Source organism: Qipengyuania sp. NPDC077410, from assembly GCF_044543405.1.
Classification (GTDB): domain Bacteria; phylum Pseudomonadota; class Alphaproteobacteria; order Sphingomonadales; family Sphingomonadaceae; genus Qipengyuania; species Qipengyuania pacifica.
In genome coordinates this window covers 285,005-308,185 of record NZ_JBITWB010000002.1, presented here as the reverse complement: position 1 = coordinate 308,185, position 23,181 = coordinate 285,005, and the positions used below count along the sequence as shown (strand labels likewise).

The window sequence follows — 23,181 nt, the reverse complement described above, 5'->3', positions numbered from 1 at the left end:
CATGCCCGACGAATCGCCCTCTCCGCAGCGCATCCTGCTCGTCACCGGCCTTTCGGGCGCGGGCAAATCGACTGCGCTTCAGGTGCTCGAAGATCTCGGCTGGGAAGCGCTCGACAATTTCCCGATCCGCATGCTCGGCAGCCTCGTCGATAGCGGGGACAACACCTTGCCCGTGGCCATCGGTTTCGATTCGCGGACACGCGGTTTCGTCCCCGCGGAAATCATCGCGCTGTGCAAACAACTCGAGGCGCGCGACGATGTTGAACTGACCACCCTGTTCATCGATTGCGGCAGTACGGAACTCGAACGGCGCTACAATGAAACGCGCCGGCTCCACCCCATGGCTCGCGGCCGCCCCGTGCTGGACGGCATAAAGGCCGAACGCGAACTGCTCGAACCGCTACGGCGCTGGGCCGATATCGTCGTCGACACCACCACCTATGCAACCAATCAGCTGCAGCAGGTCGTGCGCGAACGCTTTGCCGACGACACCGAACGCCACATGACGATCACGATTTCCAGTTTCGGCTTTGCCCGCGGCATGCCGCCTCTGGCCGATCTGCTGTTCGATATGCGGTTTCTCGACAATCCGCACTGGGTCCCCGGCCTGCGCGAATTGACCGGCCTCGATGCACCGGTGGCCGAACATATCGCCGCCGACCCCGCCTTTACCCCCGCATTTGACCGCATCATCGATCTGCTGCGCGAAGTCATGCCGCGCTATGCCGCCCAGGGGCGCAGCTATCTCAATATAGCTTTCGGGTGTACCGGAGGGAGACACCGCTCGGTTTACAGTGCGGAACGGGCGGCAGAGGTCTTGCGCGAAGATGGATTTTCGCCCACGGTTCTGCATCGCAACCTTGGGTCGCGTCCCGCCGACCGGCTGGAGCGCCGCTAGACCCAAGGGCAAGGAATGGTTAAGGGCCACGCAGGCACACTCTTCGGGCATCGCAACGGAACTGAAGCTGCATGATCGGCATGATCCTCGTCACCCACGGCAAATTGGCCGAACATTTCATCGACGCTATGGAGCATGTCGTTGGCAAGCAGGAGCATGTGGCAACCATATGCATCGGCCCGAACGATGACATGGAACAGCGTCGCGCCGATATCGCCAATGCGATCAAAGAGGTCGATAGCGGTAAGGGCGCCATCATTCTAACCGATCTGTTCGGCGGTACCCCGTCCAATCTGGCAATCTCGCTGCTCGATACGGGGCGGGTGGAAGTCATCGCCGGGATCAACCTGCCCATGCTGATCCGCCTGGCTGGCGCCCGCAAAAGCATGGATGTGGTCGATGCAGTGCACGCGGCGCAGACCGCCGGGCGCAATTACATCACCGTGGCCAGCGAATTTCTGGGCCAGGACATCCAGAGCGCGCGGAAAGCCTCTTGAGCGAGCTGCGCCGGTCAATCGAGGTCGTCAACCAGCGGGGCCTGCATGCACGGGCCAGCGCCAAATTCGTCAACGCGGTTGCCGAACTTCCGGACACGTGCACCGTTCGCGTTGCCAAGGGCGACAACGAAGCGGCCGGCGGCTCGATATTGGGCCTGATGATGCTTGGTGCGGCCAAAGGCGACACGATCGAAATCATCGTGGCAGGCGATAATGCCGAAGCGGTGATGGCCGAACTGTCCGCCATGGTCCAGGATGGCTTCGGAGAGCCGTAGGATCATGGCTTCAAGCGAAATGAACCGCCGTCACATCACCGGTTTTTCCAATCCCACCGTCAAGGCTCTGCGCGCCTTGCGGGAAAAGAAACACCGCAAGGCTTCGGGCAGGTTCCTGGCCGAAGGGCTGCGATTGCTGACCGATGCGCGCGAATGCGGGCATGTGCCCGAAACACTCGTTCTCGCCGATCGCCGTGATCCGCACCCCTTGCTCAGCGCCCTGGAAGCCGCAGTTGAATCAGGTGGCGGCGAGGTGATCGAAACCACGCCGGACATCCTTTCCAAGATTACGGGCAAGGACAATCCGCAGGCGGTAGCCGGTGTATTTGCAGAATTCGATACCTCGCTCGGCGCTCTCGACCGGTCACGGAGCGATATCTGGCTCGTCGCGCAGGCCCTTCGCGATCCCGGCAATCTGGGCACGATGTTGCGGACCGGCGATGCCATCGGCGCAGGCGGGGTCATCCTGATCGACGATTGCGCCGACCCTTTCAGTGTGGAGGCGGTGCGCGCCAGCATGGGCGCGGTGTTTACGCAATCCATCGCGCTCGCGCGCTGGGATGAATTCGAAAGCTGGCTGCGGGCAGGCACGGGTCAGCTGGTTGCGGCCAGTCTTCGTGATGCCCAACCCTATCGCAGCGCACCTTACGCCGCGCCCTGCTTCGTCATGGTCGGGAATGAAAGTCGCGGCCTTCCCGAAGAATACGAAATGGCCTGCGATCTGCGAGTGACCATGCCGATGAAAGGGCGCGCAGACAGCCTCAATGCTGCGGTAGCCGCGGCTGTTCTGGGATACGAAGTTCTGGCAGCGCTCGACGCCTGAGGCGCCCGCGCAATCAGGCTGGCTGAAGCTGGCCGTTCAGGCCGAACAGACGCGACACGACATCGTCGGCACCGCTGGGCTTGGCCAGTATCGGTGCATCCAGATCGCGCAATGCTTCTCCGGCCCGGTCGAGGTCGCCGGTATGCAGCAGGAACGGCACGCCGCGTGCGCGTAGCTCGACCGCCACCGGCTCGCAGGTTTCCCCCTTGCCCAGATTGACGTCGAGCACCGCGCCGTCGAACTCCGCTCCGTCCATGGCTTCGAAGGCTTCATCGCAGGATACCGTCACGACCGCCTCGGCCCCTGCATCTTCAAATGCAAGTTGCAGGTCCATCGCGATCAATGGCTCATCTTCAAGTATCAGAATGCACTTCATGATTTCAGCGGCAGCGAGATTTTGGCCCGCAACCCGTCTTCCTCCCATGTCCGGTCGAGCGTTCCGCGCGAGTAGGCCAGTAATCTTTCTGCGATGTCGAACCCCGTACCGGTGATTTCCGGCTCGCCCGAAATGCGGGGACCGCCGGTTTCCTTCCAGTCGATCACCAGCGCCTGGCGTTCGTGCCGGTCCTGCGTGTGATGCCAGGATACGGTGATCTTGCCGTCCTCATTGGACAGCGCGCCATATTTCGACGCATTGGTCGCAAGTTCGTGCAGCGTCAGCCCCATGGCGGAAACCGCATTCGGCTCGGTCCGGGCGCCATTGCCTTCGAACAGGATGCGATCGCCTTCGGGATCGTAGGGATTCAATACCGACCGGATCGCCTGCCCGACCTCAATCGTGCCCAGCGCGGCATCGTCCAGCGTCGGCTCATACGCGCGGCCCAGTGCCTGGACGCGTTCGTTGATCTTGCTCGATACGTTGCGCGCATTCATCGCGCGCCCGGTTATGTTCACGATTCCGCCGATTACGGCAAAGACGTTTTTCAGCCGGTGTGAAACTTCGCGGGCCATCGCCTTGGCGTGTTTTTCTTCCGCACGGGCCAGATGGATGTCGGTGACGTCCCACTGGCTGCCGAAGAAATACCGCAGCTTGCCCTCTTCGTCGTAAATCGGACCGAGATGGAGAGCATTCCAGAATGTCGAGCCATCCTTGCGGTAATTCAGCAGCTCGACGACCAGCACTTCTTCCGTGCGTATGGCATCGCGGATTTTCGCGACCTGCGACTGGTCGGTCTTGGGGCCCTGCAGGAAACGGCAGTTTCTGCCGACGATCTCGGCCTGCTTGTAACCGGTAAGTTTTTCGAACGCCTTGTTACAGAAGACGATAGGGTCGTCTTCCAGGCGCGGGTCGGTCAGGCAAACCGCCATGCGGGTCTGCGCCATTGCCTGTTCGAAAAGCAGGCCTGACGAGCCGGGGAAGTTGTCCTCCTCGGCGTTGAAAGGCCGCCCGGTATGTTGGGCCTGTTCGAAAGTTTTGCGCGACCCATCGCCGTTGCCGCGATGCATGTAAGTGTTTCCTGCTACTTCAACCTGTCTGTTAACCCGGCATATGCCGGTAACTATTGCAGTAGCAACGCCAAAAACGCCGGCGGGGTCCCGGTTTTTTCCCCTTGGCTATTCCGCAGCTTCGCGATCCGGCTGTCTGTCATTGCCGATCAGGGCGGCATCTTCGGCGTTATAGCGCGGTGTCGCCTCGACTATCGGCACCTCGTCGATCTCGCGCTTGCCAATCTCGATGCCCTTATCGTGCAGCCGGCGTCCGGCGGACAGTACATTGCGCTCGAAACTGCCGACGAACTTGTTGTAATTGTTGACGGCTGTCTCCAGCCCGCCACCCACGCGCTTCATATGTTCGGCAGCCACGGCCAGGCGATCGTACAGTTCCGCCCCCGCCTTGCCGATCTCTACCGCTTCACGCGCGATGGTGTCCTGCCGCCAGACCTGCGCAACGGTGCGCGCGATCGCGACGAGGTTGGTCGGCGTCGCCAGCAACACCTTGTTGCGGAACGCGAAATCCCACAATTCGGGATCGTGCTCGAGCGCGGCGGCCACGAAATGCTCGCCCGGGACGAACATGACCACGTAATCGGGCGTATCGTCGAACTGGCTCTGATAGCTTTTCGAACCCAGCGTCTGGACGTGATTGCGCATGGACTTCGCATGCAGATCGAGGTTTCTGATACGCTCGTTTTCGTCATCGGCCTCGAATGCGGCCTGATAGGCGTTCAGCGATACCTTGGCATCGATCACCAGTTTCTTTTGACCCGGAACGTGGACCACCGCATCGGGCCGCAGGCGGCCTTCGTCGGTTTCGATCGAATGCTCCAGATTGAAATCGGTATGTTCCGACAGGCCGCATTGCTCCAGCACGTTCTGCAATGCCCGCTCACCCCAGCGCCCCCGCGCCTTGGGGGCATTGGTCAGGGAATTGCCGAGCCGCTGCGCCTCGCGCCGCACTTCCTCTTGCCCACGCTGCATTTCGGTGATCTGCTGGTAAAGCCGGCCGAATGCATCGGTGCGCTTTTCCTCCAGCGCCGCGACCTGTTTTTCATAGGCTTCCAGCCGCTTGCCGACCGGGTCGAGCAATGCGCGCAGTTTTTCCTCGCTGGTCTTTTCCGAATGGCCAAGTCGCTCGTTCGCCCGCTCTAGGAAGGCTTCCTGCGCCCTCGACAGCACGGCCGAGCCGGTGTTCTGGAATTCCTTGAGCAATTCTTCGCGCGCTTCGATCAGCAGCCGTTTCTGCTCGTCGAAATTGGCGGTCTTTTCCTTCAGCGTTGCGAGTTCGGCGCCCAGTTCGCCATTGCTGCGCCGCAGATTGTCGAGCGCCGCCTCATGGTTCCTGCGCGTATCGCGCAATTCGGCGTCGAGCGAATCGGCCCGCCCTGCCCGCACGGTCGCATTTTCCAGATCGACGATCGCCTTGCGAAACTTCTCTTCCGTCTCGCGCGCTTCCGCATCGCGCTCCCCATGGCGCGCCTTCCATTCGGCCACGGGCCGCGATCCCAAAAACCATCCCAGGCCCGCTCCTGCGAGGAGCGCCACGATTGCAATGACTGCCATTTCCATGGGTGCAGGCTAGGCGGAACACATACGGAACACCACCCCTTTCCTACAGCAATCCCCGACGCTATGTTCGCATCGGGTCCCTCTATTCCAAAGGCACGTCCACGCGCCCGTTTTTCTCGAACAAAGCGGTGCCAGCGAATGTACTTCATCAACCAGCCCAGCAAAAAGGCGACCCGCTACCGCGAATCGCCTCTTCGGAATCCGTGATTATGTAGGAAGCCTACGCCGCTTCGCGCAGCTTCTTCAGCTTCTTGAGCGCCATATTCCGCTTCAACCGCGAAAGATGGTCGATGAATAAAATACCTTCAAGATGGTCCATCTCATGCTGGATGCAGGTCGCCATGAGGCCTTCAAGATCCTCTTCATGCGTTTCGCCTTCGAGGTCCTGGTACCGCACACGGCAGGTGGCCGGACGATCGACATCCGCGAAGATGTCGGGCACCGACAGGCACCCTTCCTGATAGCTCGCCAACTCTTCCGCCGGGTCGAGGATTTCCGGATTGATGAAGACCCGCGGCTCTTTGACGGTCGGGTAATGCACATGCTCGTGGCCGCCGTGATTGCAGACCTCGCCCTCGGCTTCCTCGTCTTCCGGCTGAAGGTCGATCACCAGCACCCGCTTTGGAACGCCGACCTGGATCGCCGCAAGCCCGATGCCGGGTGCCGCATACATCGTTTCGAACATGTCCGCGACGAGCTCGTTCAGCTCGTCGTTGAATTCGGTAACCGGTTCGGACACGGTTTTGAGCCGGGGATCCGGCACTTCGAGAATCTGTCTTATCGCCATGGCCGCAAGATATGCGCGTCGCGCCGTTTATTCAATCTGAATAGGGCGCATACTGTGATCGGTCAGCCCATCGGTCTGCGCGCCCGCAACGCCTGAGCAAGCGTGCCTTCATCCAGATAATCGAGTTCGCCGCCGACCGGCAGGCCATGGGCCAACTGCGTGATGCGCACGGGGAAGGCCTCCAGCCTTTCCGCAAGATAATGGGCAGTAGTTTGCCCTTCTAGAGTGGCGTTCATGGCAAGGACGATCTCGTCTACCCCGCCTTCTTCCACACGCGCCAGTAGTGATGCGATGTTGAGATCTTCGGGTCGCACCCCGTCGAGCGCGGACAGCTTGCCGCCGAGTACGTGATACTTGCCGGTAAAAAGCTTTGCCCGGTCGAGAGCCCACAAATCGGCCACGTCCTCGACCACGCAGAGCGATTTCACATCGCGCCGCTGATCGGCGCAAATCGCGCACGGATTGGTCGTGTCGACATTGCCGCAGGTGTCGCATTCGACGAGCGCCTCGCCAACGGTCGCGAGCGCTTCGAGCAGTGCCGGCAACGCGCTTTCCCTGCGTTTGACCAGCCACAACACCGCCCGCCGTGCACTACGTGGGCCAAGGCCGGGCAGCCGCGCCAGCACGGAGGCCAGCGTCTCGATCTCTTGCGATGCCATAGCTGCACAGATAGGGGCGCGATAAGAACAGAGAAAGACCACAAGAGCCGTTCATGCGCACAATCTTTATGGGAACGCCGGAATTCGCAGTGCCAACGCTTCAGGCGCTGGTCGATGCCGCGCATGAGGTGGTCTGCGTCTATACCCAGCCGCCGCGTCCGGGCGGTCGGCGGGGAAAAGAACTGACCAAAACACCCGTGCACCAGCGCGCAAGCGATCTCGGGATCGAGGTGCGCCATCCCAAATCGCTCAAGTCTGCAGAGGAGCAGGAGGCCTTTGCCGCCCTGAAAGCCGACGTGGCAATCGTCGCGGCCTATGGCCTGATACTGCCCCAGCCGATACTCGATGCGCCCGCACATGGCTGTCTCAACGTACATGCGTCGATCCTGCCGCGCTGGCGCGGTGCCGCGCCGATTCACCGGGCGGTCATGGCGGGCGATCCGGTGACGGGGGTCACGATCATGCAGATGGAAGCGGGCCTCGATACCGGCCCGATGATTACATTTGCGCGAACCCCTATCGAAGACAAGACAACCGGCGAACTCACTGACGAACTTGCCGAGATCGGGGCGCAACTGATGGTCGGCACGTTGATCGATCTGACCGCGCTGCATCCGCTGGAGCAGGACGACAAGGACGCGACCTACGCCGACAAGATCGACAAGGCAGAGGCGCGGATCGACTGGAACCGTCCTGCCGGGGATGTGGTCCGGCACATCCATGGTCTGTCACCTTTCCCCGGCGCATGGTTCGAGCTCGACGAAACCCGTGTCAAAGTGCTGCGTGCCGAATGTGTCGAAGCCGCCGGTTCGCCCGGCGAAGTGACCGACGATCGCCTGACGATTGCTTGCAGGGAAGGCGCTATTCGTCCGGTCGAACTACAGCGTGCTGGCAAACCGAAGATGAATCTCGACACCTTTCTGCGCGGCAAATCGGTTGCCAAAGGAACCCGGCTCGCTTGACCCGTTTTGCTCTGACCCTCGAATTCGACGGAACCCCGTTCTTCGGCCTCCAGCGGCAGAAGGACGGGCCGAGCGTGCAGCAGGCAGTAGAGGAAGCGGCATATCGCGTTCTTGGTGAAGAAGTCCGGCTGCACAGCGCCGGCCGCACGGACACCGGTGTTCATGCACTCGCCATGCGCAGTCATTTAGACATCGAGAAGCATATAGAGCCTTTCCGACTGATGGAGGCGCTCAACGCTCATTTACGCCCCGATCCCATAGCGGTGACGCATTGCGAAGTGGTGGCGGACGATTGGCATTCACGCTTTTCCTGCTCTGGCCGCGCATATGTCTATCGCATTGCAAATCGCCGCGCGCCGCTGACCTTGGAGAAAGATCGACTCTGGCAGATCCCGCAGGATCTGGACCACGAAGCCATGCACCGGGCGGCGCAAGCGCTGGTCGGTTTACATGATTTCACCACGTTCCGTTCCGTGCACTGTCAGGCGGAAAGCCCGATAAAAACTCTCGACCGGCTAGACGTTGAGCGGGATGGTGATGAAGTTCGCATTCATGCAGCAGCGCGCAGTTTCCTTCATCATCAGGTACGATCGATGGTCGGCTGTCTGGCGCTTGTGGGAATGGGCCGGTGGCGCGAAACACGATTGGCCGAAGCGCTGCAAGCGCGCGATCGACAAGCGCTTGGGCTCAATGCTCCTCCGCACGGCCTTTATTTCGTTCGGGCCGTCTATCCCGACGATACTTGACCTAACGTCACCCTAGCCAAGGCCGATTTCGCGGCGTAGCGACACGCCCAATACGTTTCGTATCGCAACGAAAGGGCACGAGGATGACGACTACAGGCAAACAACTTTTCACCACTCTGACGAGCGATGGCACCCTCACCGTTGAGATCGCAAATAGCGAGTTTCCCGATCCCACCGGCAATCAGGTGCTGGTTAAAATGGAGGCCGCGCCGATCAATCCGAGCGACCTCGCAATTCTGACCGGCGCTGCGGATTTCGAAAATGCCGAATATTCGCCGGGCAAGGTCGTCGCAAAGATGCCCGAGCCGTTCAACAGCGGGCAGAAAGCGCGCCATGGCCAGCGCCTGCCAGCCGGTAACGAAGGTGCGGGCACGGTGGTCGCCACGGGCGATTCCGACATGGCCAAGGCGTTGATGGGCCAGCGCGTCGCCTGCGTGCCGGGCACGGCCTACAGCCAGTACGCAATCGCCGACGCTTCGATGTGCCTGCCGCTGGGCGATCACAGTGCAGAGGACGGCGCATCGAGCTTCGTTAATCCCATGACCGCCCTCGGTTTTGCGGAGAACGCGAAGATGGATGGTCAGGAAGCAATCCTTCACACTGTCGGCGCCTCCAATCTGGGTCAGATGCTCGTGAAAATCTGCCGGGAAGATGGCCTTGGTTTGGTCAATATCGTGCGGAAGAGCGATCAGGTCGACTTGCTGAAGGATCTCGGCGCGAAGCACATCGTCAATTCTGCGGATGGCGATTTCATGGATCAGCTAAAATCCGCGATCGATGAAACCAACGCCTTTTATGGCTTCGACCCTATCGGTGGCGGCAAGATGGTCGACAGCTGTTTCAAGGCGATGGAGCAGGTCGCTTCGAAAAAGATGAGCGAATATTCGCGCTATGGTTCGAACCAGCAGAAGCGGATGTTCATTTACGGCCGGCTGGACATGGGGCCCACCACCCTCACCCCCTCCTATGGTTTCGGGTGGACCCTGTCGGGATGGCTGCTGACGCCGTTCCTGCAGATGGCCGGTGGCGAGACTGTCGCCCGAATGCGCAAGCGCGTGCTGGACAATCTGACCACCACCTTTGCCAGCAGCTACAAGTCGAAGGTCGACCTTGAAGGCATGCTGACAAAGGAAGCTATTCTGGATTACCGCCAGATGAAAACCGGCGAGAAATATCTGGTTATGCCCAACGGCTGACTTAGCGTCCGTCGAAAGCGCGCTGGATGGCGGCGGGTTCGGTCTCGCCGCCCGCCAGCAGCAATTGCAGCAGAATGCGTGCCTTCTGCGGGTTCAGCGCACGAGCAGCAACAAAAGCGTTCGTATCGTCGTCGGGTTCGCGATCGACCATGCCCTCGTCCGCGCGGCTGGCGCGCACGACCAATGTGCCCTCCTTTGCGAGCCTGACCAGTTCCTGGCGCACACATTCCGGCAAGTTGCCTTCACCCACGCCCGCCACCACGACGCCGCGCGTCGTGGTGCCGAGCTGGCGGGATACGCTTTGCGCATCCAGCCCGGCGTAAACATACACGATCGCAACTTCCGGCAGGTCTTTCGGCAGGTCGAACCGAGCCGGCGTATCGCTGCGCCAAGGCGCTCCGAACCACTCAAGCGAGGCGGGTGTCACCATGCCTACCGATTCGCGAGGGAAGCCACGAAACGCTTCGGTGCCGCGTGTGCGGACCTTGTAGACATCTCGCGCTGCGAACATGCGATCGCCCATGACCACCAGCACCCCACGCCCCGCAGCCTGCGCATCGCTGGCCACGCGCACGGCATTGGCGAAGTTTCGCAAACCGTCGTAGCCCACAGCGTCGGCAGGCCGCATCGCACCCACCACCACGACCGGTTTGTTCGCCGGCAAAGTCAGATCGAGCAGGAAAGCGGTTTCTTCCAGCGTATCGGTACCGTGCGTAACGATAAGCCCGTCGCATTCCTCGTCAGCAAGGGCTTCCATCGCGCGCGCATGCAGCGGGTGCCAGACGGCGGGTCCGACATCGGCCGAATCGATATTCGCGATCTGCGTTCCCGAAAGCTCAGCTTCAAGACCGAGCCCCCCGACCCGCTCGAGGTAATCCTCGATTCCGATCTCTCCCGCGCGATAATCCTTCGCGATGGCACTGCCAGCTATCCCGGCAATCGTGCCACCGGTAGCCAATACGGTGAGCTTGCTCTTCATATGCAGCCGCCTAGCGGCGCCCATGCAATCTCGGCAATTGATTTTGAAGATTTGGACGCTATTAGCAGCACCTCCGCACATGGAGCGGGCGCTTAGCTCAGTTGGTAGAGCATCTCGTTTACACCGAGAGGGTCGGCGGTTCGAGCCCGTCAGCGCCCACCATTCCCCGACAGGGGCCACACAGGCGGTAGCGCGGGAGAGGGTATCCGCCAGACTTACGACATCGCGATCGTTGGATGTGGTCCGGCAGGCCTTGCCGCGGCCATCCTGTTGCATGGCGATGGTCACCAGGTGACGCTGTTCGAGCGATTCGATCAGCCACAACCTCTTGGCTCCGGCCTGATGCTGCAACCTTCGGGCATGGCCGTTCTCGACCGAATGGGCCTGTCGAATGAAATCGCTGCCCGCGGCGCGCGGATCGATGCACTGTTCGGTCTCGACGAACACGGTCGAACGGCATTGGACGCCCCCTATTCCAAGCTCGGGTCAGGTGAGGCGTTCGGAATCGGTATCCACCGGGCAAGCCTGTTCGCGGTGCTGTATGCGCGGGCAATCGCAGCGGGCATATCCATTCGCACCGGGTCGGAAATCCACAACAGCGTATTGGAAGGGCGAAGACGTCACATTATCGCGCGTGACGGCACCCGTGCGGGACCCTTCGATCTGGTCGTAGACGCAAGCGGATGGGCATCACGTATCGAGTTCGGCGAGCAGCGGGGCCTGCTCCCGTTCGGCGCACTATGGGCGGCAATTCCTGTCGAACCAAGTGACCGGCACGCGAAAAACCTCCTCGAACAGCGCTATCGCCGCGCCTCCCAGATGATCGGCATACTGCCAATCGGCTCGCGCAGCCCGGGCTTGCCCGACGAGGTGGCTCTGTTCTGGTCGTTGAAGCGTGACGCGTATTCTCAGTGGAGGTCCTCACCCCTCGCTGTATGGAAAAGCCAGGTCCGCACTCTGTGGCCCGAGGCCGATTTCCTCCTGGACAGAATTTCCTGTCACGACGACCTTACCTTTGCACGCTACGCCCATCGCAGCTCGCATCGCCCGTATCGTGAACGTCTGGTACGAATCGGGGATGCCTGGCATTCAGCAAGTCCGCAACTCGGCCAGGGAGCGAACATGGCCTTGCTCGATGCATGGGGGCTCGCAGCAGGTCTGCGCGAAGGACGCACTCTAACCGAAGGATTACGACTGTCCGCCAGCTGGCGGCGCGATCATGTCGCGCTGTATCAGGCGGTGACGGCCGCGTTCACGCCCCTGTTTCAATCGAGCGATGACTTATGGCCGTGGATCCGCGACCGCATCGTCGCGCCGCTATCCCGTTTTGGCCCGGTGGCGCGGATACAGGCACAGCTGATGAGCGGATTGTTCGGATTTCCGCTCCCCATGCTCGGCCTGGAAGTGCCCGACTATTCGGCGATCGCCGCGTCGATGGCCGCTCGCGCGTCCTCGCTGGACCAATCGTAATCGCCCTGTACGCGCCAGATTTCCTGACCGGCACCATCGTACAGGACGGTCGTCGGCATGACCCCGCCCCCAATCGCAAAGCTGAGTTCGTTTTCCGGGTCCATCCAAGGTTCAAGCCGGGCGTAGCCTTTTTCTGCGAAGAATGGCGCAACCTTCTCGGCGCCTTGCATGTCCTGGCTCGCCGTCACCACCCTGAGCCGACCGTCGTACTCGCTCGCCAGATCGTCCAGCAGCGGCATTTCCTTCACACACGGAGCACACCAGGTTGCCCAGAGGTTGAGCAGGACCGGCGTGCCCTGCAACGCCCCGAGATTGAGCGTGCGCCCATCCGGGTTGCTCAGGTTGACCGCGGGCATCAGCGCGCCGGCCTCACTTGTATCGATTTCTCCGGTAGGCACGGATGAAGCGCTGCTTTCTTGCGCGTCTTCGGACGTGCCCCTATCGCAGGCCGCGACAGCAAGACCGAGGACGATGGCTAGCGTGAACGACGTACGGGACACGAAAAACTCCAACAGCATGTGGGGAGGCAGGTTCGCCGAAGGGCCTAGCGCGATCATGCGCGAAATCAATGCCTCAATCCCTTTCGACAAGGCGCTCTGGCGCGAGGATATCGCGGGAAGCCGGGCGCATGTGGCCATGCTGGCCCAACAAGGCATTGTGAGCGAGGCTGACGCGAAGGCGATCGATGAAGGCTTGCAGCAAGTCGCGGCCGAATATGAACGCGGCGGCGTACCCGAGGATTGGGACCTCGAGGACATCCACATGACCGCCGAAGCCCGCCTGACCGAGATCGTGGGCCCCGCTGCCGGGCGCTTGCACACGGCCCGCAGCCGCAACGATCAGGTGGCGACCGATTTCCGCATGTGGGTGCGCAGCGCCATGCAGCGCTCCATTGCGGGTATCGATGCCCTGCTTTCCGCGCTGGTCGGCAGAGCCGAGGAGCATGCCGATAGCATCATGCCCGGGTTCACGCATTTGCAGACGGCGCAGCCGGTAACTCTGGGACATCACCTGCTCGCCTATTTCGAAATGCTGATCCGCGATCGCTCGCGCTTTAATGATGCCCTGGTACGGATGGATGAATGTCCGCTCGGCTCGGCAGCACTGGCCGGAACGGGGTTCGATATCGATCGCGACATGACGGCAAACGCGCTCGGCTTTGCGATGCCGACCCGCAATAGTCTCGATGCCGTGTCCGACCGTGATTTCGCGCTCGATTACCTGATGGCTGCGAGCCAGTGCTCGCTTCACCTCAGCCGCCTGGCGGAAGAATTCATCATCTGGGCCAGCCAGCCCTTCGGTTTCGTCAAGCTGCCGGATACGCTTTCGACCGGCAGTTCGATCATGCCGCAGAAGCGCAATCCCGATGCGGCCGAACTGGTGCGTGGGCACGCGGGCAGGGTCATCGGCTGCGCGACCAGTCTGATGATCACCATGAAGGGCCTCCCCCTCGCCTATTCGAAAGACATGCAGGACGACAAGCCGCCGGTTTTCGAAGCTGCCGGTCTGCTCGATCTCAGCCTGGCGGCGATGGCGGGGATGGTGGCGGACAGCCGCTTTGAAACGGCTCGCATGCGCCAGGCGGCCGAAGCAGGACATGCGACCGCCACCGATCTGGCCGACTGGCTGGTGCGGCAGGCCGACATCCCGTTTCGCGAGGCTCATCATATCACGGGCGCGGCGGTTAAACTGGCCGACGAAAAAGGCGTGGCGCTGGACGGTTTGTCCATCGGCGATCTTAAGGCGATCGATTCCCGGATCGATGAGCGCGTGTTCGACGCGCTGTCGGTCGATGCTTCCGTCGCGGCACGCGCGTCCTATGGCGGCACCGCCCCGGTTCGCGTAAGGGAACAGGTAGCCGCGGCGAAAAAGCGCCTCGGGCTGGAGGATTGATGCGTAACTGGGTTGTACTTGCCGCTTTGCTCATGCTCGGTGCTTGCGGGCAGAAATCCGCACTGGAACCGGTTGAAGGATCGTCGCTTCCGCCCGCACCCTATGGCGCGCAGGTTCAGCCGACTGCGGACGAACTCCTTGAACTGGATCCGGAAGCGGCGCCCGATCGTAACGTCGAACTGCGCACTCGCTCGGAGGAACGCGAGGACGATCCGTTCGACCTCCCTCCCCAGTAATTTCAGCGCCCGAAGCAAGGCTTGCTCGACAGTGACCCGCGCTTTCGGCACAGGCGTCAGCCATGGACTATTTCCAGCTTAAAGACGGCGTCCTCCACGCCGAAGACGTTGCCCTGTCCCGTATCGCGGAAGAGGTGGGCACACCGGTTTACGTCTATTCGCGCGCTACTCTCGAACGCCATGCTCGGGTCTTCCGGGATGCGCTTTCCGGCCTCCATGATCCGCATATCGCCTTCGCGGTTAAGGCGAATCCGAACCTTGCAGTTCTCAAGGTCTTGGCCAACGAAGGCTATGGCGCGGACGTAGTTTCCAGCGGCGAACTGGCGCGCGCGTTGGCAGCCGGCATGAAACCTGCGGACATCGTTTTTTCAGGTGTCGGAAAAACCCATGCGGAACTCCTGCATGGACTGGAAGCAGGCATCGGCCAGTTCAATATCGAGAGCGAGGAAGAGGGATACGAACTGGCTGCAATCGCTGAACGGCATGGCAGCCGCGCAGCCTGCGCCCTTCGCGTCAATCCTGATGTGGATGCCCGCACCCATGAAAAAATCTCGACCGGCAAGCGGGAAAACAAGTTCGGTGTCCCGCTCGATCGGGCTGCCGAAATATATACCCGGCTTGCGCAGGTAGACGGCCTCGATATGCGCGGCGTGGCCGTCCACATCGGCAGCCAGCTTTCAACTCTCGAACCCTTGGAAACCGCCTTCGAGAAAGTCGGCGCGCTCATTGCGGAACTGCGGGATAAGGGCTGCGCCGTGACGCATGCCGACCTCGGTGGTGGTCTGGGTGTTCCTTACAAGGCGGGTGAAAAAATGCCCTCGCCCGAAGAATACGGCTCGATGGTCGCCCGGGTCACTGCGAAATGGGATGTCCGCCTGATGTTCGAACCGGGCCGCGTCATCGCAGGCAATGCCGGCGTCCTGCTAACGCGGGTCATCCGGTCCAAGCGCAGCGGGAACGGGCCGCCTTTCGTGGTGGTCGATGCCGCAATGAACGATCTTGCGCGACCGGCCATGTATGGTGCCTGGCATGATTTCGATGCAGTCGCGCCGACCGGCAATCGCATGACCGCACATATCGTGGGTCCGATCTGCGAGACCGGCGACACCTTCGCGATGGACCGCGAATGCGACGCGCTGGTGGCGGGCGATCTCGCCGTCTTCCGCACGGCGGGCGCATACGGTGCGACCATGGCGTCTTCGTATAATTCCCGCGGTTTCGTGGCCGAAGTGCTGGTAGACGGCGATCGCTTTGCCGTGGTCGCGGACCGCATTGCGGCGGCTGCCATAATGGATGCCGAACGCGTGCCGGACTGGCTCGGCTGATGCATTCGCTCCCGCTTTTCCATCGCATTTCGGGGAAGCGCGTCGTCGTGGTAGGCGTTGGTGATATGGCCGACGCCAAAGCCCGGCTTGTCGAACGGGCGGGCGGCATTCCATGCGCTGAAACCGAAGCGCATCATGCGCAGCTTGCCTTCGTTGCGCTGGAGGACGAGCGCGCTTCCGAAAGCGCGGCCCGCCGGCTTAAGCAGGCCGGTTTGCTGGTGAATGTCGCCGACCGTCCCGACCTTTGCGATTTCACCTTGCCCAGCGTGCTCGACCGCGATCCAGTACTGGTCGCAGTAAGTACGGGCGGGGCGTCTGCCGGCCTTGCCAAGCACCTTCGCCTCCGTCTCGAAGCGGTACTGCCCCAGACCCTCGGTACACTGGCTACGGCCTTGTTCACCGCCCGTGACAGGATCCGCACCCGCTTTCCCGAAAGCAATGCGCGCAGGCGAGCGATCGATGCAGCACTCCAGGAACATGGCGTGCTGGATCCGTTCGAAGAAGCGAGCGCCGCTTCAGTTGAAAACTGGCTGGATGGCGCACAAGAAAACGCGAGTTCACAGGTCGTTGAATTTACTATTGCGAGCGACGACCCCGAAGATTTGACGCTGCGTCAGGCACGCGCTCTGGGAAAGGCCGACATCATTCTGCATGATGCACACATTCCGGATACCATTCTGGCGCGCGCTCGCGCCGACGCTGTTAGGAAAGCACTGCCCGCCGACCCGCCGGCCGAGGGATTGACTGTAATTCTACGCCGTAAGGGCTAGACGCTCGCCAGTTCCGCAGCGCCTACTTCCGCAAGATAGCTGGCCATCGCGTCGGCCGTTGTATCTGCAAGAGCGATATAAGCGCGGCGGCGATCGTGGGGATCGGAAACGCGCATCAGTAGATCGGCATCGACCATCTGGCCAATCCAGCGCAGGGCCGTGGTCGCTGGCACGCCCGCTGCGATACAAAGCGAAGTGACGCTAACCCGTCGCCGCTCTGATCGGGCAGCCGCCAAGTCGAGCAGAATATCCCAGGCCGGATCGGCAAACAAACCGGCATCGAAATACTGCGCGCGCAATTGCCGGGCCTTTATCAGCCTGCGGATAATGGAAGAGTCAGGCAACTGGACCCGCTCGGTCCGTTTTCGAGAGCCTGAATGATCGTCTTCCTCACCTCGCCATCCGGGAGACGGAGATTCAAATCGAAATGCGCCGCCCCCGACTCGCTGTCCCGGCGACATTAATTCCAGCCTTTCGGCAATGCGCCCCACCTGTTCGGTGAGACGGAGCAGCATCAAACGGTCGTCTTCCCCCATTTCGCGCAAACGCAGATTTGGAAGAAGCGCAAGCACACGGCCAATGGCAATCACGCGCTCTGCACGGGCCGGGTCCACGAGAATCTGTACTGCGGACATCGATAGACATCCAAAGACGCTGTCGAGCGCCCCCATCGTTGTGGAAATGACCAGATGGGCACCGGCCTTGCCGCCGCGCATATCCAGCCGGGATAAGAGCGCCATCGCATCCGCAGTGGCTTCAGAACAATCGACGAGCACCAGATCCCCCAGCGCCGTCAGAGGCCCTTGTGCGTATTCTTCCAGACTGCAGCTATCGAGCACGCGGAAACCGGCCGAAGATGCATCCGCACACATTTCTTCCCGCAAATAATCGCGATCAGCCAGCACCGTTACGGTCAGCTGGCATCCAGCAGCATTGCATATCGGCTCGTACAGAAAATCCTGCTGCATCGAATCGCGCTCCATTTCCTTGACGCGAACAGAATGAGAACAAAGCGAGGTTGAGTCAAGAATGTGGTAGATGCTATTTGCAATCCAGCAGCGATATGGGGCGGAGGAGTGGCCGGATTGCTTTGTCGAACTACGGCCGGATTTCGATCGGTGTGCCATCAGGCACGAGGCTCCACACCTCCGCTATTTCCGCGTTGGACATTGCGATGCAACCATCGGTCCAGTCACCTGGTACGCGCGCATCGAACGGCAGGCCGTTGGGTTGTCCGTGAATAAAGATCAGCCCGCCCGGAGACCGCCCGTGGGCATTTGCGAAGGCCCTGTCCTGCGCATTGGGATAATCGATATACAGGCTGAGATAATAGCTCGACTGTTCGTTACCGTAGCTGATCGTATAACGCCCTTCCGGCGTTCGCTCGTCACCTTCGAACTGTTTGTGACCCACTGGCGCATCGCCATATTGCAGACCTGAATAAGCGCGAATGACCTTGCCGTCCTGATAGAGCCATAACTTGCGGTCGGACTTGTCGATCAGAACGAAATCGGCTCGCTCCCCCGCTCGGGCCTCCTGGGCTTGAACAAGCGGCGCGGGAAGCAGCAGGGCCGCGGCTAGCAGGCAAAACGAGATGGCGGCGAAGCGCATGGCTTCGCCACCATAGCGCATTTTCGGCCTCAATCCATGAACGGATCGCGCATCAGTATGGTATCGTCGCGCTCCGGACTGGTCGACACCAGCGAGACGGGGGTTTCGATCAATTCCTGTATGCGTTGGATATACTTCACGGCGTTGGCCGGAAGGTCGGCAAAGCTACGCGCGCCGGCAGTGGACTCCGTCCAGCCATCCATAGTTTCATAGATCGGCTCGAGTGCCGCCTGGTCGGCCGAATGACTTGGGAAGTAATCGTATACCTGGCCGCGCAGGCGATAACCCGTACAGATTTTCACCTCGTCCAGCCCATCCAGCACGTCGATTTTAGTCAAGGCGATTCCGGTGACACCGCTGATCGCGCAGCTCTGACGCACAAGCACCGCATCGAACCAACCCACACGGCGCTGGCGCCCGGTAACGGTGCCGAACTCGTGACCACGCTCCCCGATGCCCTGGCCAATTTCGTCTTCCAGCTCGGTCGGAAACGGCCCACTACCTACGCGAGTGGTATAAGCCTTGACGATACCGAGCACATAACCGGTCGCATTGGGCCCGAGGCCGCTACCCGCTGCCGCAGTGCCGCTGACAGTATTTGAGCTGGTAACGAACGGATAGGTTCCGTGATCAATATCGAGCAGTACGCCCTGCGCCCCCTCGAACAGAATTTTGGCTCCTGCCTTGCGAACCTTCTTGAGCCGCTTCCACACCGGTTGGGCGAACTGGAGCACAAACGGAGCGATTTCGCGCAATTGCGAAAGCAGTTGCTCCCTATCGATGGGTGGTTGGTCGAAACCCGCACGAAGCGCATCGTGATGGGCGCAGAGACGGTCCAGTTGAGGGTCGAGATCGTCGAGATGCGCAAGGTCGCATACCCGAATGGCTCGGCGGCCAACCTTGTCCTCGTAAGCCGGCCCGATCCCGCGACCGGTTGTCCCGATCTTGCCCGATCCGGCAGCCGTTTCCCGCAATCCGTCGAGGTCGCGGTGAAACGGCAGGATCAGCGGGCAGTTGTCTGCGACAGCGAAGTTGTCGGGATTGATCTCGACGCCCTGCCCCTCGAGCTTTTCCACCTCGGCCTTGAGATGCCAGGGATCCAGCACCACGCCATTGCCGACAATACTCAACGTACCGGTGACGATACCGCTCGGCAATAGCGAGAGCTTGTACGTCGTATCGCCAACCACGAGCGTGTGGCCAGCGTTGTGGCCACCCTGAAAACGCACGACGGCATCGGCCCGACTGGCAAGCCAATCGACGATTTTGCCTTTGCCCTCATCGCCCCACTGGGCACCGATTACGGTCACATTTGCCATGATTACGCCTTTTCCCCTGCCAGGGGATCCACGAGGTCCTTCGACAGGACTCGACCAAGGGATGGAATGGAGAAGCGGAAACCCGCTTCAAATGCGGTGCGCGACCTAGGGGGCCATGGGTTTTCCGTCAAGCCGCGGAAACTTTGCTGCACTCTACCATTGACTGAACACAAGGAGATTTCATGACAGACTATCCCATGCTCACCCTGAACGATGACCGCCAGCTTCCGCAGATCGGCTTCGGTACGTATCAGATCGATAATGACAAAGCCGCAGAAGCTGTGCGAACGGCCGTCGATGTTGGTTACAAAATGGTCGATACGGCAGCCGTTTATCAGAATGAAGACGGCGTCGGTGACGGCCTGACCGAAACTCCGGACATCTTCCTGCAGACGAAAATCTGGAACGCGAGCCAAGGGTATGACAGGACTCTGAAAGCGGCAGATAAGTGCCTTGATCGCCTAGGGCGTGATAACGTCGACATGCTGCTCATTCACTGGCCCTGTCCGGAGAAAGGGTTGTTCGTCGAAACGTGGAAAGCACTGATCGAGCTTCGCGATCAGGGCAAAGCCAAATCCATCGGCGTGTCGAACTTCCGGACGGAAGATCTGAAGCGGATCGCGGACGATACTGGGGTGACGCCCGCTCTCAACCAGATAGAACTGCATCCGTCCTTTCAGCAACGCGAACTACGCAAGCAGCATAGCGATATGGGTATCGTCACGCAAAGCTGGTCCCCGCTTGGACAAGGCGCGGGAATGGAAAATTCAACGATTGCGAGCATTGCCGAAGAGACTGGTCATTCAGCCAGCGCCGTGATCTTGCGGTGGCATCTGCAGCACGGGCTTTGCCCAATTCCCAAGGCTTCCAGCCGTGACCATATCGAAGCAAACTTCTCGGCGATCTCTTTCACGCTGTCGGATGAACAGATGGCACGGATCGACGCATTGGACGATGCTGATGGCCGGATAGGTCCAGAGCCGAGCAAACTGAACGAGTGAGGTTGGAGAAAGCCGGGGATGCAGCCTGCTAAAGAGACTGCTAAAGGCGGTGCCGTGAAAACCGTACCCGCCCCTCTACCGATCCGCATTGCCGCGCTCTACCAGTTCGCGAGATTTGACGATCCCGCCTCCATCAAGCCCGATTTGTCGGCGTGTATGGAAGAGGCTGGCGTGCGCGGCACTCTGCTTCTGGCCCGCGAAGGGATCAATGGCACCATCGCAGGGTCGGACGAAAGTATCGACGCCGTTCTCGCTCATGTCCGCACCTTGCCCGGCTGCTCCAACATCGAGGTCAAGGAATCGCGTTCCGACACGATGCCCTTCCATCGCACCAAAGTGCGTCTGAAGAGGGAGATCGTGACAATGGGCCAGCCCGATCTCGATCCGTTGTCTGGAGTGGGTACCTATGTCGATCCCCAAGACTGGAACGCGCTGATCGCCGATCCCGACGTGATTGTGATCGATACTCGCAACGATTACGAAGTGCAGATTGGCACCTTCGAAGGGGCGATCGACCCTGAAACGAAAAGCTTCGGAGAGTTCCCCGATTGGTTCCGAGCCAAGCGGGCGGAGATCGAAGACACAGGTCGCTCACCAAAAATCGCCATGTTCTGCACCGGCGGAATCCGCTGCGAAAAGTCGACCGCCTTCGCTCGTTCCGAAGGGGTAAAGGAAGTCTACCACCTTAAAGGCGGCATTCTGAACTACCTCGAACATGTTCCGGAACAGGAAAGCCTGTGGCGCGGCGAATGCTTCGTCTTCGATGAACGGGTCAGCGTGGGCCATGGTCTCAAGCTTGGCGATCATTCACTATGTCGTGCGTGCAGGCGGCCCTTGAGCAGGGAAGATATGGCGCACGAGCATTTCGTCGAAGGCGTATCGTGCCACCGCTGCCATGGCGAACGCAGCGAAGAACAGCGAGCTCGTTACAGCGAGCGGCACCGGCAGGCGACGTTGGCCGGTGCGCGCGGACAGAATCATATCGGTCGCAGGGATGATATCGAAACGGATGACTGAGGTGATCCTCTACAGTTTCCGTCGTTGTCCCTATGCGATGCGCGCACGCATGGCGTTGAGCGTGAGCGGTGCCAGTTACGAACACCGCGAAGTGGTGTTGCGCGACAAGCCGCCCGAGATGCTGGAGGTGTCACCCAAGGGAACGGTCCCTGTTCTGGTCGTGTCGGGTGCCCCGCCTTTGGAAGAAAGCCTGGACATCATGCACTGGGCATTGGGACAAAACGATCCGGAAGGCTGGCTCGATCGAAACGATCCGCACTTGATCGAGACCAATGATGGCCCCTTCAAGCACCATCTGGATCGCTACAAATACGCGACCCGCTATGATGACGTGGACCCTGAAGAGCACCGGGCGGCAGCGTTCGATATCCTCAAGCAACTCGACGAGCGGCTGGCCGGTACCACCTATCTATGCGGAGCTCGGCGCGGCTTGGCAGACATCGCAATCTTTCCCTTCATCCGTCAGTTTGCCAATGCCGACCGTGCTTGGTTCGACGCGTTGGACCTGCCCGCTCTCCAAAAGTGGCTGGAAGGACTCCTCGTCTCGGACCTTTTCGCCGGGGTGATGCGGAAACATCCGCAATGGAAGTCAGCGGATTAGAGCGTCCGGGGGGCGTCCCCATCCAGAACATGCGAACATCCCAGCTGCTGCGGGTCGTCGGTCGGTTCAACCGCCGCCACCGTACGCCAGCCGATCGCTCGCAGCCGAGCTGCCGTCCCACGATCATGGCCGAGCGGGAGAAAAAGCTTCTTCCCGCCATCGCCATTCGTGGCACCTAGCGCATCGAGCAACGGGTCCATGTAGAGCGAAAAACCTGTCGCAGCTTCTTCGCTCCCGCGAATAGTATAAGTCCCACCTCGCCCAAGCGCGCCGCGCGCTCCGTCGCCATAAAGCGTGAAGCCGAACCAGCTCTGGTATTCGAAACCATGCCGTTCCGTGGGATCGAGCGTTACCCGTGCTCGCTCACCGATCGTCGCCGCAATCGTCCTCAAACCCTCGATCCTGCTGGCCAGCGCCCCGCCGGCATCAAGCGCGGCGAGCTTGTCGATGGCCGTCGCAAAGTCACCCGTGGCATAGAGTAGCGGAAGGTAGGCATCGCCGCCCGCTTCGCGCAGACCGCCCGCATCCTTCGTGTCGAGTTCGCGCCGCACCGCTTCGCGCTGGTCCGGTGCCAGGGGCATGGCATCCTGCGCCAGAGCGTCGACCGAGTCTGGCAAGGTAAAATCGACCGAGATATTGGTAACGCCCGCAGCCGTGAGCGCGTCGATCGCGACCGAGACGATTTCGCTGGCCGCTGCCACGCTGTCCGTTCCGATCAACTCCGCGCCCATTTGCAGCCGCTGGCGTGCCGGATCCAGCTGGCTCGCGCTGAGAAAGGCGACGTCACCTGCATAACACAGGCGCAAGGGGCGCGGCGCATGTGCCATACCCGTCGCCGCGATACGCCCGATCTGCACCGTGATGTCGCTGCGAAGCGCGAGCGTTCGCAAACTGTCGGGATCGGTAAAACGCACCATCCGGCGCGTCGCCACGCCGTCCATGCGGCCGGCCAGCGACTGTTCGAACTCGACCAGTGGAGGGCGGACGCGGTCATAGCCGTGGCCATCCATCGCATCGAGCACTGCGCGCATCGCAGAAGTGATCTTGCGGGCGCGATCCGGGAGAGCGTCTTCGAGACCGACAGGCAGGAGGTCGTCAGCTGTTGTCATA

Annotated in this window: 26 protein-coding genes and 1 tRNA gene; 16 read left to right on the top strand and 11 right to left on the bottom strand. The window is 60.9% G+C overall.

The features are described from left to right. Nucleotide 1 precedes the first annotated feature (1 nt). From rapZ to ACIGGE_RS09445, 4 genes are all read left to right on the top strand, one after another. Nucleotides 2-898: an RNase adapter RapZ gene (rapZ, locus tag ACIGGE_RS09460; RefSeq protein WP_103022742.1), complete on the top strand. Its 897-nt coding sequence runs from the start codon at nt 2-4 to the stop codon at nt 896-898. A gap of 71 nt (nt 899-969) precedes the next feature. Then, nucleotides 970-1,395 (top strand): PTS sugar transporter subunit IIA, encoded by a 426-nt coding sequence (locus tag ACIGGE_RS09455; protein ID WP_103022631.1) that lies wholly within the window; start codon nt 970-972, stop codon nt 1,393-1,395. Beyond that, nucleotides 1,392-1,670 (top strand): HPr family phosphocarrier protein, encoded by a 279-nt coding sequence (locus ACIGGE_RS09450; RefSeq protein WP_397490154.1) that lies wholly within the window; start codon nt 1,392-1,394, stop codon nt 1,668-1,670. The genes ACIGGE_RS09455 and ACIGGE_RS09450 overlap by 4 nt, the downstream gene beginning before the upstream one ends. A gap of 19 nt (nt 1,671-1,689) precedes the next feature. Further along, entirely contained in the window at nt 1,690-2,493 is an 804-nt protein-coding gene (locus ACIGGE_RS09445; protein ID WP_196846604.1) for an RNA methyltransferase, read from the top strand. A 13-nt stretch (nt 2,494-2,506) separates the two neighbouring features. Here ACIGGE_RS09445 and ACIGGE_RS09440 read toward each other — a convergent pair whose 3' ends face one another. The 5 genes from ACIGGE_RS09440 to recR all read right to left on the bottom strand — a co-directional run bounded on the left by ACIGGE_RS09440 (nt 2,507) and on the right by recR (nt 6,945). Continuing rightward, nucleotides 2,507-2,869, bottom strand: a complete 363-nt coding sequence (locus ACIGGE_RS09440) for a response regulator (protein WP_103022629.1) — start codon at nt 2,867-2,869, stop codon at nt 2,507-2,509. Next, nucleotides 2,866-3,939 (bottom strand): PAS domain-containing protein, encoded by a 1,074-nt coding sequence (locus ACIGGE_RS09435; RefSeq protein ID WP_301642427.1) that lies wholly within the window; start codon nt 3,937-3,939, stop codon nt 2,866-2,868. Before ACIGGE_RS09435 ends, ACIGGE_RS09440 begins: the two co-directional genes overlap by 4 nt. 108 nt (nt 3,940-4,047) lie before the next feature. Then, nucleotides 4,048-5,499: a DNA recombination protein RmuC gene (gene rmuC / locus ACIGGE_RS09430; RefSeq protein ID WP_397490153.1), complete on the bottom strand. Its 1,452-nt coding sequence runs from the start codon at nt 5,497-5,499 to the stop codon at nt 4,048-4,050. A 220-nt stretch (nt 5,500-5,719) separates the two neighbouring features. Then, nucleotides 5,720-6,286 (bottom strand): peptide deformylase, encoded by a 567-nt coding sequence (locus ACIGGE_RS09425; RefSeq protein ID WP_196846607.1) that lies wholly within the window; start codon nt 6,284-6,286, stop codon nt 5,720-5,722. Between the two features lie 62 nt (nt 6,287-6,348). Continuing rightward, the gene (gene recR, locus ACIGGE_RS09420; protein ID WP_397490152.1) at nt 6,349-6,945 is read right to left on the bottom strand and encodes a recombination mediator RecR; all 597 of its coding nucleotides are present in this window, start codon (nt 6,943-6,945) and stop codon (nt 6,349-6,351) included. Between the two features lie 53 nt (nt 6,946-6,998). On the opposite strand from recR, the gene fmt reads away from it, so the two are divergent. The 3 genes from fmt (at nt 6,999) to ACIGGE_RS09405 (ending at nt 9,849) form a co-directional block, all read left to right on the top strand. Continuing rightward, nucleotides 6,999-7,907 (top strand): methionyl-tRNA formyltransferase, encoded by a 909-nt coding sequence (gene fmt / locus ACIGGE_RS09415; RefSeq protein ID WP_397490151.1) that lies wholly within the window; start codon nt 6,999-7,001, stop codon nt 7,905-7,907. Continuing rightward, complete coding sequence (truA, locus tag ACIGGE_RS09410) at nt 7,904-8,653, top strand: tRNA pseudouridine(38-40) synthase TruA (RefSeq protein ID WP_397490150.1); 750 nt, start codon at nt 7,904-7,906, stop codon at nt 8,651-8,653. Before fmt ends, truA begins: the two co-directional genes overlap by 4 nt. An 83-nt stretch (nt 8,654-8,736) precedes the next feature. Next, a complete protein-coding gene (locus ACIGGE_RS09405) occupies nt 8,737-9,849 on the top strand; it encodes a zinc-binding dehydrogenase (RefSeq protein WP_103022622.1) in 1,113 nt (370 codons plus the stop codon). Between the two features lies 1 nt (nt 9,850). On the opposite strand, the gene ACIGGE_RS09400 is transcribed toward ACIGGE_RS09405, so the two are convergent. Continuing rightward, complete coding sequence (locus tag ACIGGE_RS09400) at nt 9,851-10,828, bottom strand: asparaginase (protein WP_397490149.1); 978 nt, start codon at nt 10,826-10,828, stop codon at nt 9,851-9,853. An 86-nt stretch (nt 10,829-10,914) separates the two neighbouring features. On the opposite strand from ACIGGE_RS09400, the gene ACIGGE_RS09395 reads away from it, so the two are divergent. After that, a tRNA-Val gene (locus ACIGGE_RS09395) sits at nt 10,915-10,990 on the top strand. A gap of 42 nt (nt 10,991-11,032) precedes the next feature. Next, complete coding sequence (locus ACIGGE_RS09390) at nt 11,033-12,298, top strand: FAD-dependent oxidoreductase (RefSeq protein WP_397490752.1); 1,266 nt, start codon at nt 11,033-11,035, stop codon at nt 12,296-12,298. Here the strand turns inward: ACIGGE_RS09390 and ACIGGE_RS09385 are convergent. After that, nucleotides 12,241-12,798, bottom strand: coding sequence for a TlpA disulfide reductase family protein (locus tag ACIGGE_RS09385; protein ID WP_234036408.1), 558 nt, complete (start codon nt 12,796-12,798; stop codon nt 12,241-12,243). The genes ACIGGE_RS09390 and ACIGGE_RS09385 overlap by 58 nt on opposite strands. A 16-nt stretch (nt 12,799-12,814) precedes the next feature. Here ACIGGE_RS09385 and argH point away from each other — a divergent pair, with 16 nt between their 5' ends. From argH to ACIGGE_RS09365, 4 genes are all read left to right on the top strand, one after another. After that, the gene (argH, locus tag ACIGGE_RS09380) at nt 12,815-14,191 is read left to right on the top strand and encodes an argininosuccinate lyase (RefSeq protein WP_397490751.1); all 1,377 of its coding nucleotides are present in this window, start codon (nt 12,815-12,817) and stop codon (nt 14,189-14,191) included. Then, entirely contained in the window at nt 14,191-14,427 is a 237-nt protein-coding gene (locus ACIGGE_RS09375) for a lipoprotein (RefSeq protein WP_196846613.1), read from the top strand. The genes argH and ACIGGE_RS09375 overlap by 1 nt, the downstream gene beginning before the upstream one ends. A gap of 62 nt (nt 14,428-14,489) precedes the next feature. Further along, a complete protein-coding gene (gene lysA, locus ACIGGE_RS09370) occupies nt 14,490-15,752 on the top strand; it encodes a diaminopimelate decarboxylase (protein ID WP_397490148.1) in 1,263 nt (420 codons plus the stop codon). 65 nt (nt 15,753-15,817) lie between these two features. After that, nucleotides 15,818-16,522, top strand: coding sequence for an NAD(P)-dependent oxidoreductase (locus tag ACIGGE_RS09365; protein WP_397490147.1), 705 nt, complete (start codon nt 15,818-15,820; stop codon nt 16,520-16,522). On the opposite strand, the gene ACIGGE_RS09360 is transcribed toward ACIGGE_RS09365, so the two are convergent. The 3 genes from ACIGGE_RS09360 to ACIGGE_RS09350 all read right to left on the bottom strand — a co-directional run bounded on the left by ACIGGE_RS09360 (nt 16,519) and on the right by ACIGGE_RS09350 (nt 19,452). After that, nucleotides 16,519-17,490: a MarR family transcriptional regulator gene (locus tag ACIGGE_RS09360; RefSeq protein ID WP_397490146.1), complete on the bottom strand. Its 972-nt coding sequence runs from the start codon at nt 17,488-17,490 to the stop codon at nt 16,519-16,521. The genes ACIGGE_RS09365 and ACIGGE_RS09360 overlap by 4 nt on opposite strands. A gap of 130 nt (nt 17,491-17,620) precedes the next feature. Next, nucleotides 17,621-18,154, bottom strand: coding sequence for a L,D-transpeptidase family protein (locus ACIGGE_RS09355; RefSeq protein WP_272020172.1), 534 nt, complete (start codon nt 18,152-18,154; stop codon nt 17,621-17,623). An 8-nt stretch (nt 18,155-18,162) separates the two neighbouring features. Further along, nucleotides 18,163-19,452, bottom strand: coding sequence for an adenylosuccinate synthase (locus ACIGGE_RS09350; protein ID WP_397490145.1), 1,290 nt, complete (start codon nt 19,450-19,452; stop codon nt 18,163-18,165). Between the two features lie 182 nt (nt 19,453-19,634). Between ACIGGE_RS09350 and ACIGGE_RS09345 the strand changes: the two genes are divergently transcribed. From ACIGGE_RS09345 to ACIGGE_RS09335, 3 genes are read left to right on the top strand one after another with little or no spacing between them, the layout of a single operon-like run. Further along, nucleotides 19,635-20,453 (top strand): aldo/keto reductase, encoded by an 819-nt coding sequence (locus ACIGGE_RS09345; protein WP_397490144.1) that lies wholly within the window; start codon nt 19,635-19,637, stop codon nt 20,451-20,453. A 54-nt stretch (nt 20,454-20,507) separates the two neighbouring features. Then, the gene (locus tag ACIGGE_RS09340; protein ID WP_397490143.1) at nt 20,508-21,470 is read left to right on the top strand and encodes a rhodanese-related sulfurtransferase; all 963 of its coding nucleotides are present in this window, start codon (nt 20,508-20,510) and stop codon (nt 21,468-21,470) included. Then, nucleotides 21,463-22,071 carry a glutathione S-transferase gene (locus ACIGGE_RS09335; protein WP_397490142.1) on the top strand — a complete coding sequence of 203 codons (609 nt, stop codon included), beginning with the start codon at nt 21,463-21,465 and terminating at the stop codon, nt 22,069-22,071. Before ACIGGE_RS09340 ends, ACIGGE_RS09335 begins: the two co-directional genes overlap by 8 nt. On the opposite strand, the gene ACIGGE_RS09330 is transcribed toward ACIGGE_RS09335, so the two are convergent. Further along, the gene (locus tag ACIGGE_RS09330) at nt 22,068-23,180 is read right to left on the bottom strand and encodes an ATP phosphoribosyltransferase regulatory subunit (RefSeq protein ID WP_397490141.1); all 1,113 of its coding nucleotides are present in this window, start codon (nt 23,178-23,180) and stop codon (nt 22,068-22,070) included. The two genes, ACIGGE_RS09335 and ACIGGE_RS09330, sit on opposite strands and share 4 nt — an antisense overlap. Nucleotide 23,181 lies beyond the last annotated feature (1 nt).

Excerpts from the sequence above, each read along its gene's own strand:
- rapZ (WP_103022742.1), top strand. The coding sequence starts at position 2 with ATGCCCGACGAATCGCCCTCTCCGCAGCGCATCCTGCTCGTCACCGGC.
- ACIGGE_RS09455 (WP_103022631.1), top strand. The coding sequence starts at position 970 with ATGATCGGCATGATCCTCGTCACCCACGGCAAATTGGCCGAACATTTC.
- ACIGGE_RS09445 (WP_196846604.1), top strand. The coding sequence starts at position 1,690 with ATGAACCGCCGTCACATCACCGGTTTTTCCAATCCCACCGTCAAGGCT.
- ACIGGE_RS09440 (WP_103022629.1), bottom strand. The coding sequence starts at position 2,869 with ATGAAGTGCATTCTGATACTTGAAGATGAGCCATTGATCGCGATGGAC.
- ACIGGE_RS09435 (WP_301642427.1), bottom strand. The coding sequence starts at position 3,939 with ATGCATCGCGGCAACGGCGATGGGTCGCGCAAAACTTTCGAACAGGCC.
- rmuC (WP_397490153.1), bottom strand. The coding sequence starts at position 5,499 with ATGGAAATGGCAGTCATTGCAATCGTGGCGCTCCTCGCAGGAGCGGGC.
- ACIGGE_RS09425 (WP_196846607.1), bottom strand. The coding sequence starts at position 6,286 with ATGGCGATAAGACAGATTCTCGAAGTGCCGGATCCCCGGCTCAAAACC.
- recR (WP_397490152.1), bottom strand. The coding sequence starts at position 6,945 with ATGGCATCGCAAGAGATCGAGACGCTGGCCTCCGTGCTGGCGCGGCTG.
- fmt (WP_397490151.1), top strand. The coding sequence starts at position 6,999 with ATGCGCACAATCTTTATGGGAACGCCGGAATTCGCAGTGCCAACGCTT.
- ACIGGE_RS09405 (WP_103022622.1), top strand. The coding sequence starts at position 8,737 with ATGACGACTACAGGCAAACAACTTTTCACCACTCTGACGAGCGATGGC.
- ACIGGE_RS09400 (WP_397490149.1), bottom strand. The coding sequence starts at position 10,828 with ATGAAGAGCAAGCTCACCGTATTGGCTACCGGTGGCACGATTGCCGGG.
- argH (WP_397490751.1), top strand. The coding sequence starts at position 12,815 with ATGTGGGGAGGCAGGTTCGCCGAAGGGCCTAGCGCGATCATGCGCGAA.
- ACIGGE_RS09375 (WP_196846613.1), top strand. The coding sequence starts at position 14,191 with ATGCGTAACTGGGTTGTACTTGCCGCTTTGCTCATGCTCGGTGCTTGC.
- lysA (WP_397490148.1), top strand. The coding sequence starts at position 14,490 with ATGGACTATTTCCAGCTTAAAGACGGCGTCCTCCACGCCGAAGACGTT.
- ACIGGE_RS09365 (WP_397490147.1), top strand. The coding sequence starts at position 15,818 with ATGGCCGACGCCAAAGCCCGGCTTGTCGAACGGGCGGGCGGCATTCCA.
- ACIGGE_RS09360 (WP_397490146.1), bottom strand. The coding sequence starts at position 17,490 with ATGCAGCAGGATTTTCTGTACGAGCCGATATGCAATGCTGCTGGATGC.
- ACIGGE_RS09355 (WP_272020172.1), bottom strand. The coding sequence starts at position 18,154 with ATGCGCTATGGTGGCGAAGCCATGCGCTTCGCCGCCATCTCGTTTTGC.
- ACIGGE_RS09350 (WP_397490145.1), bottom strand. The coding sequence starts at position 19,452 with ATGGCAAATGTGACCGTAATCGGTGCCCAGTGGGGCGATGAGGGCAAA.
- ACIGGE_RS09345 (WP_397490144.1), top strand. The coding sequence starts at position 19,635 with ATGACAGACTATCCCATGCTCACCCTGAACGATGACCGCCAGCTTCCG.
- ACIGGE_RS09335 (WP_397490142.1), top strand. The coding sequence starts at position 21,463 with ATGACTGAGGTGATCCTCTACAGTTTCCGTCGTTGTCCCTATGCGATG.
- ACIGGE_RS09330 (WP_397490141.1), bottom strand. The coding sequence starts at position 23,180 with ATGACAACAGCTGACGACCTCCTGCCTGTCGGTCTCGAAGACGCTCTC.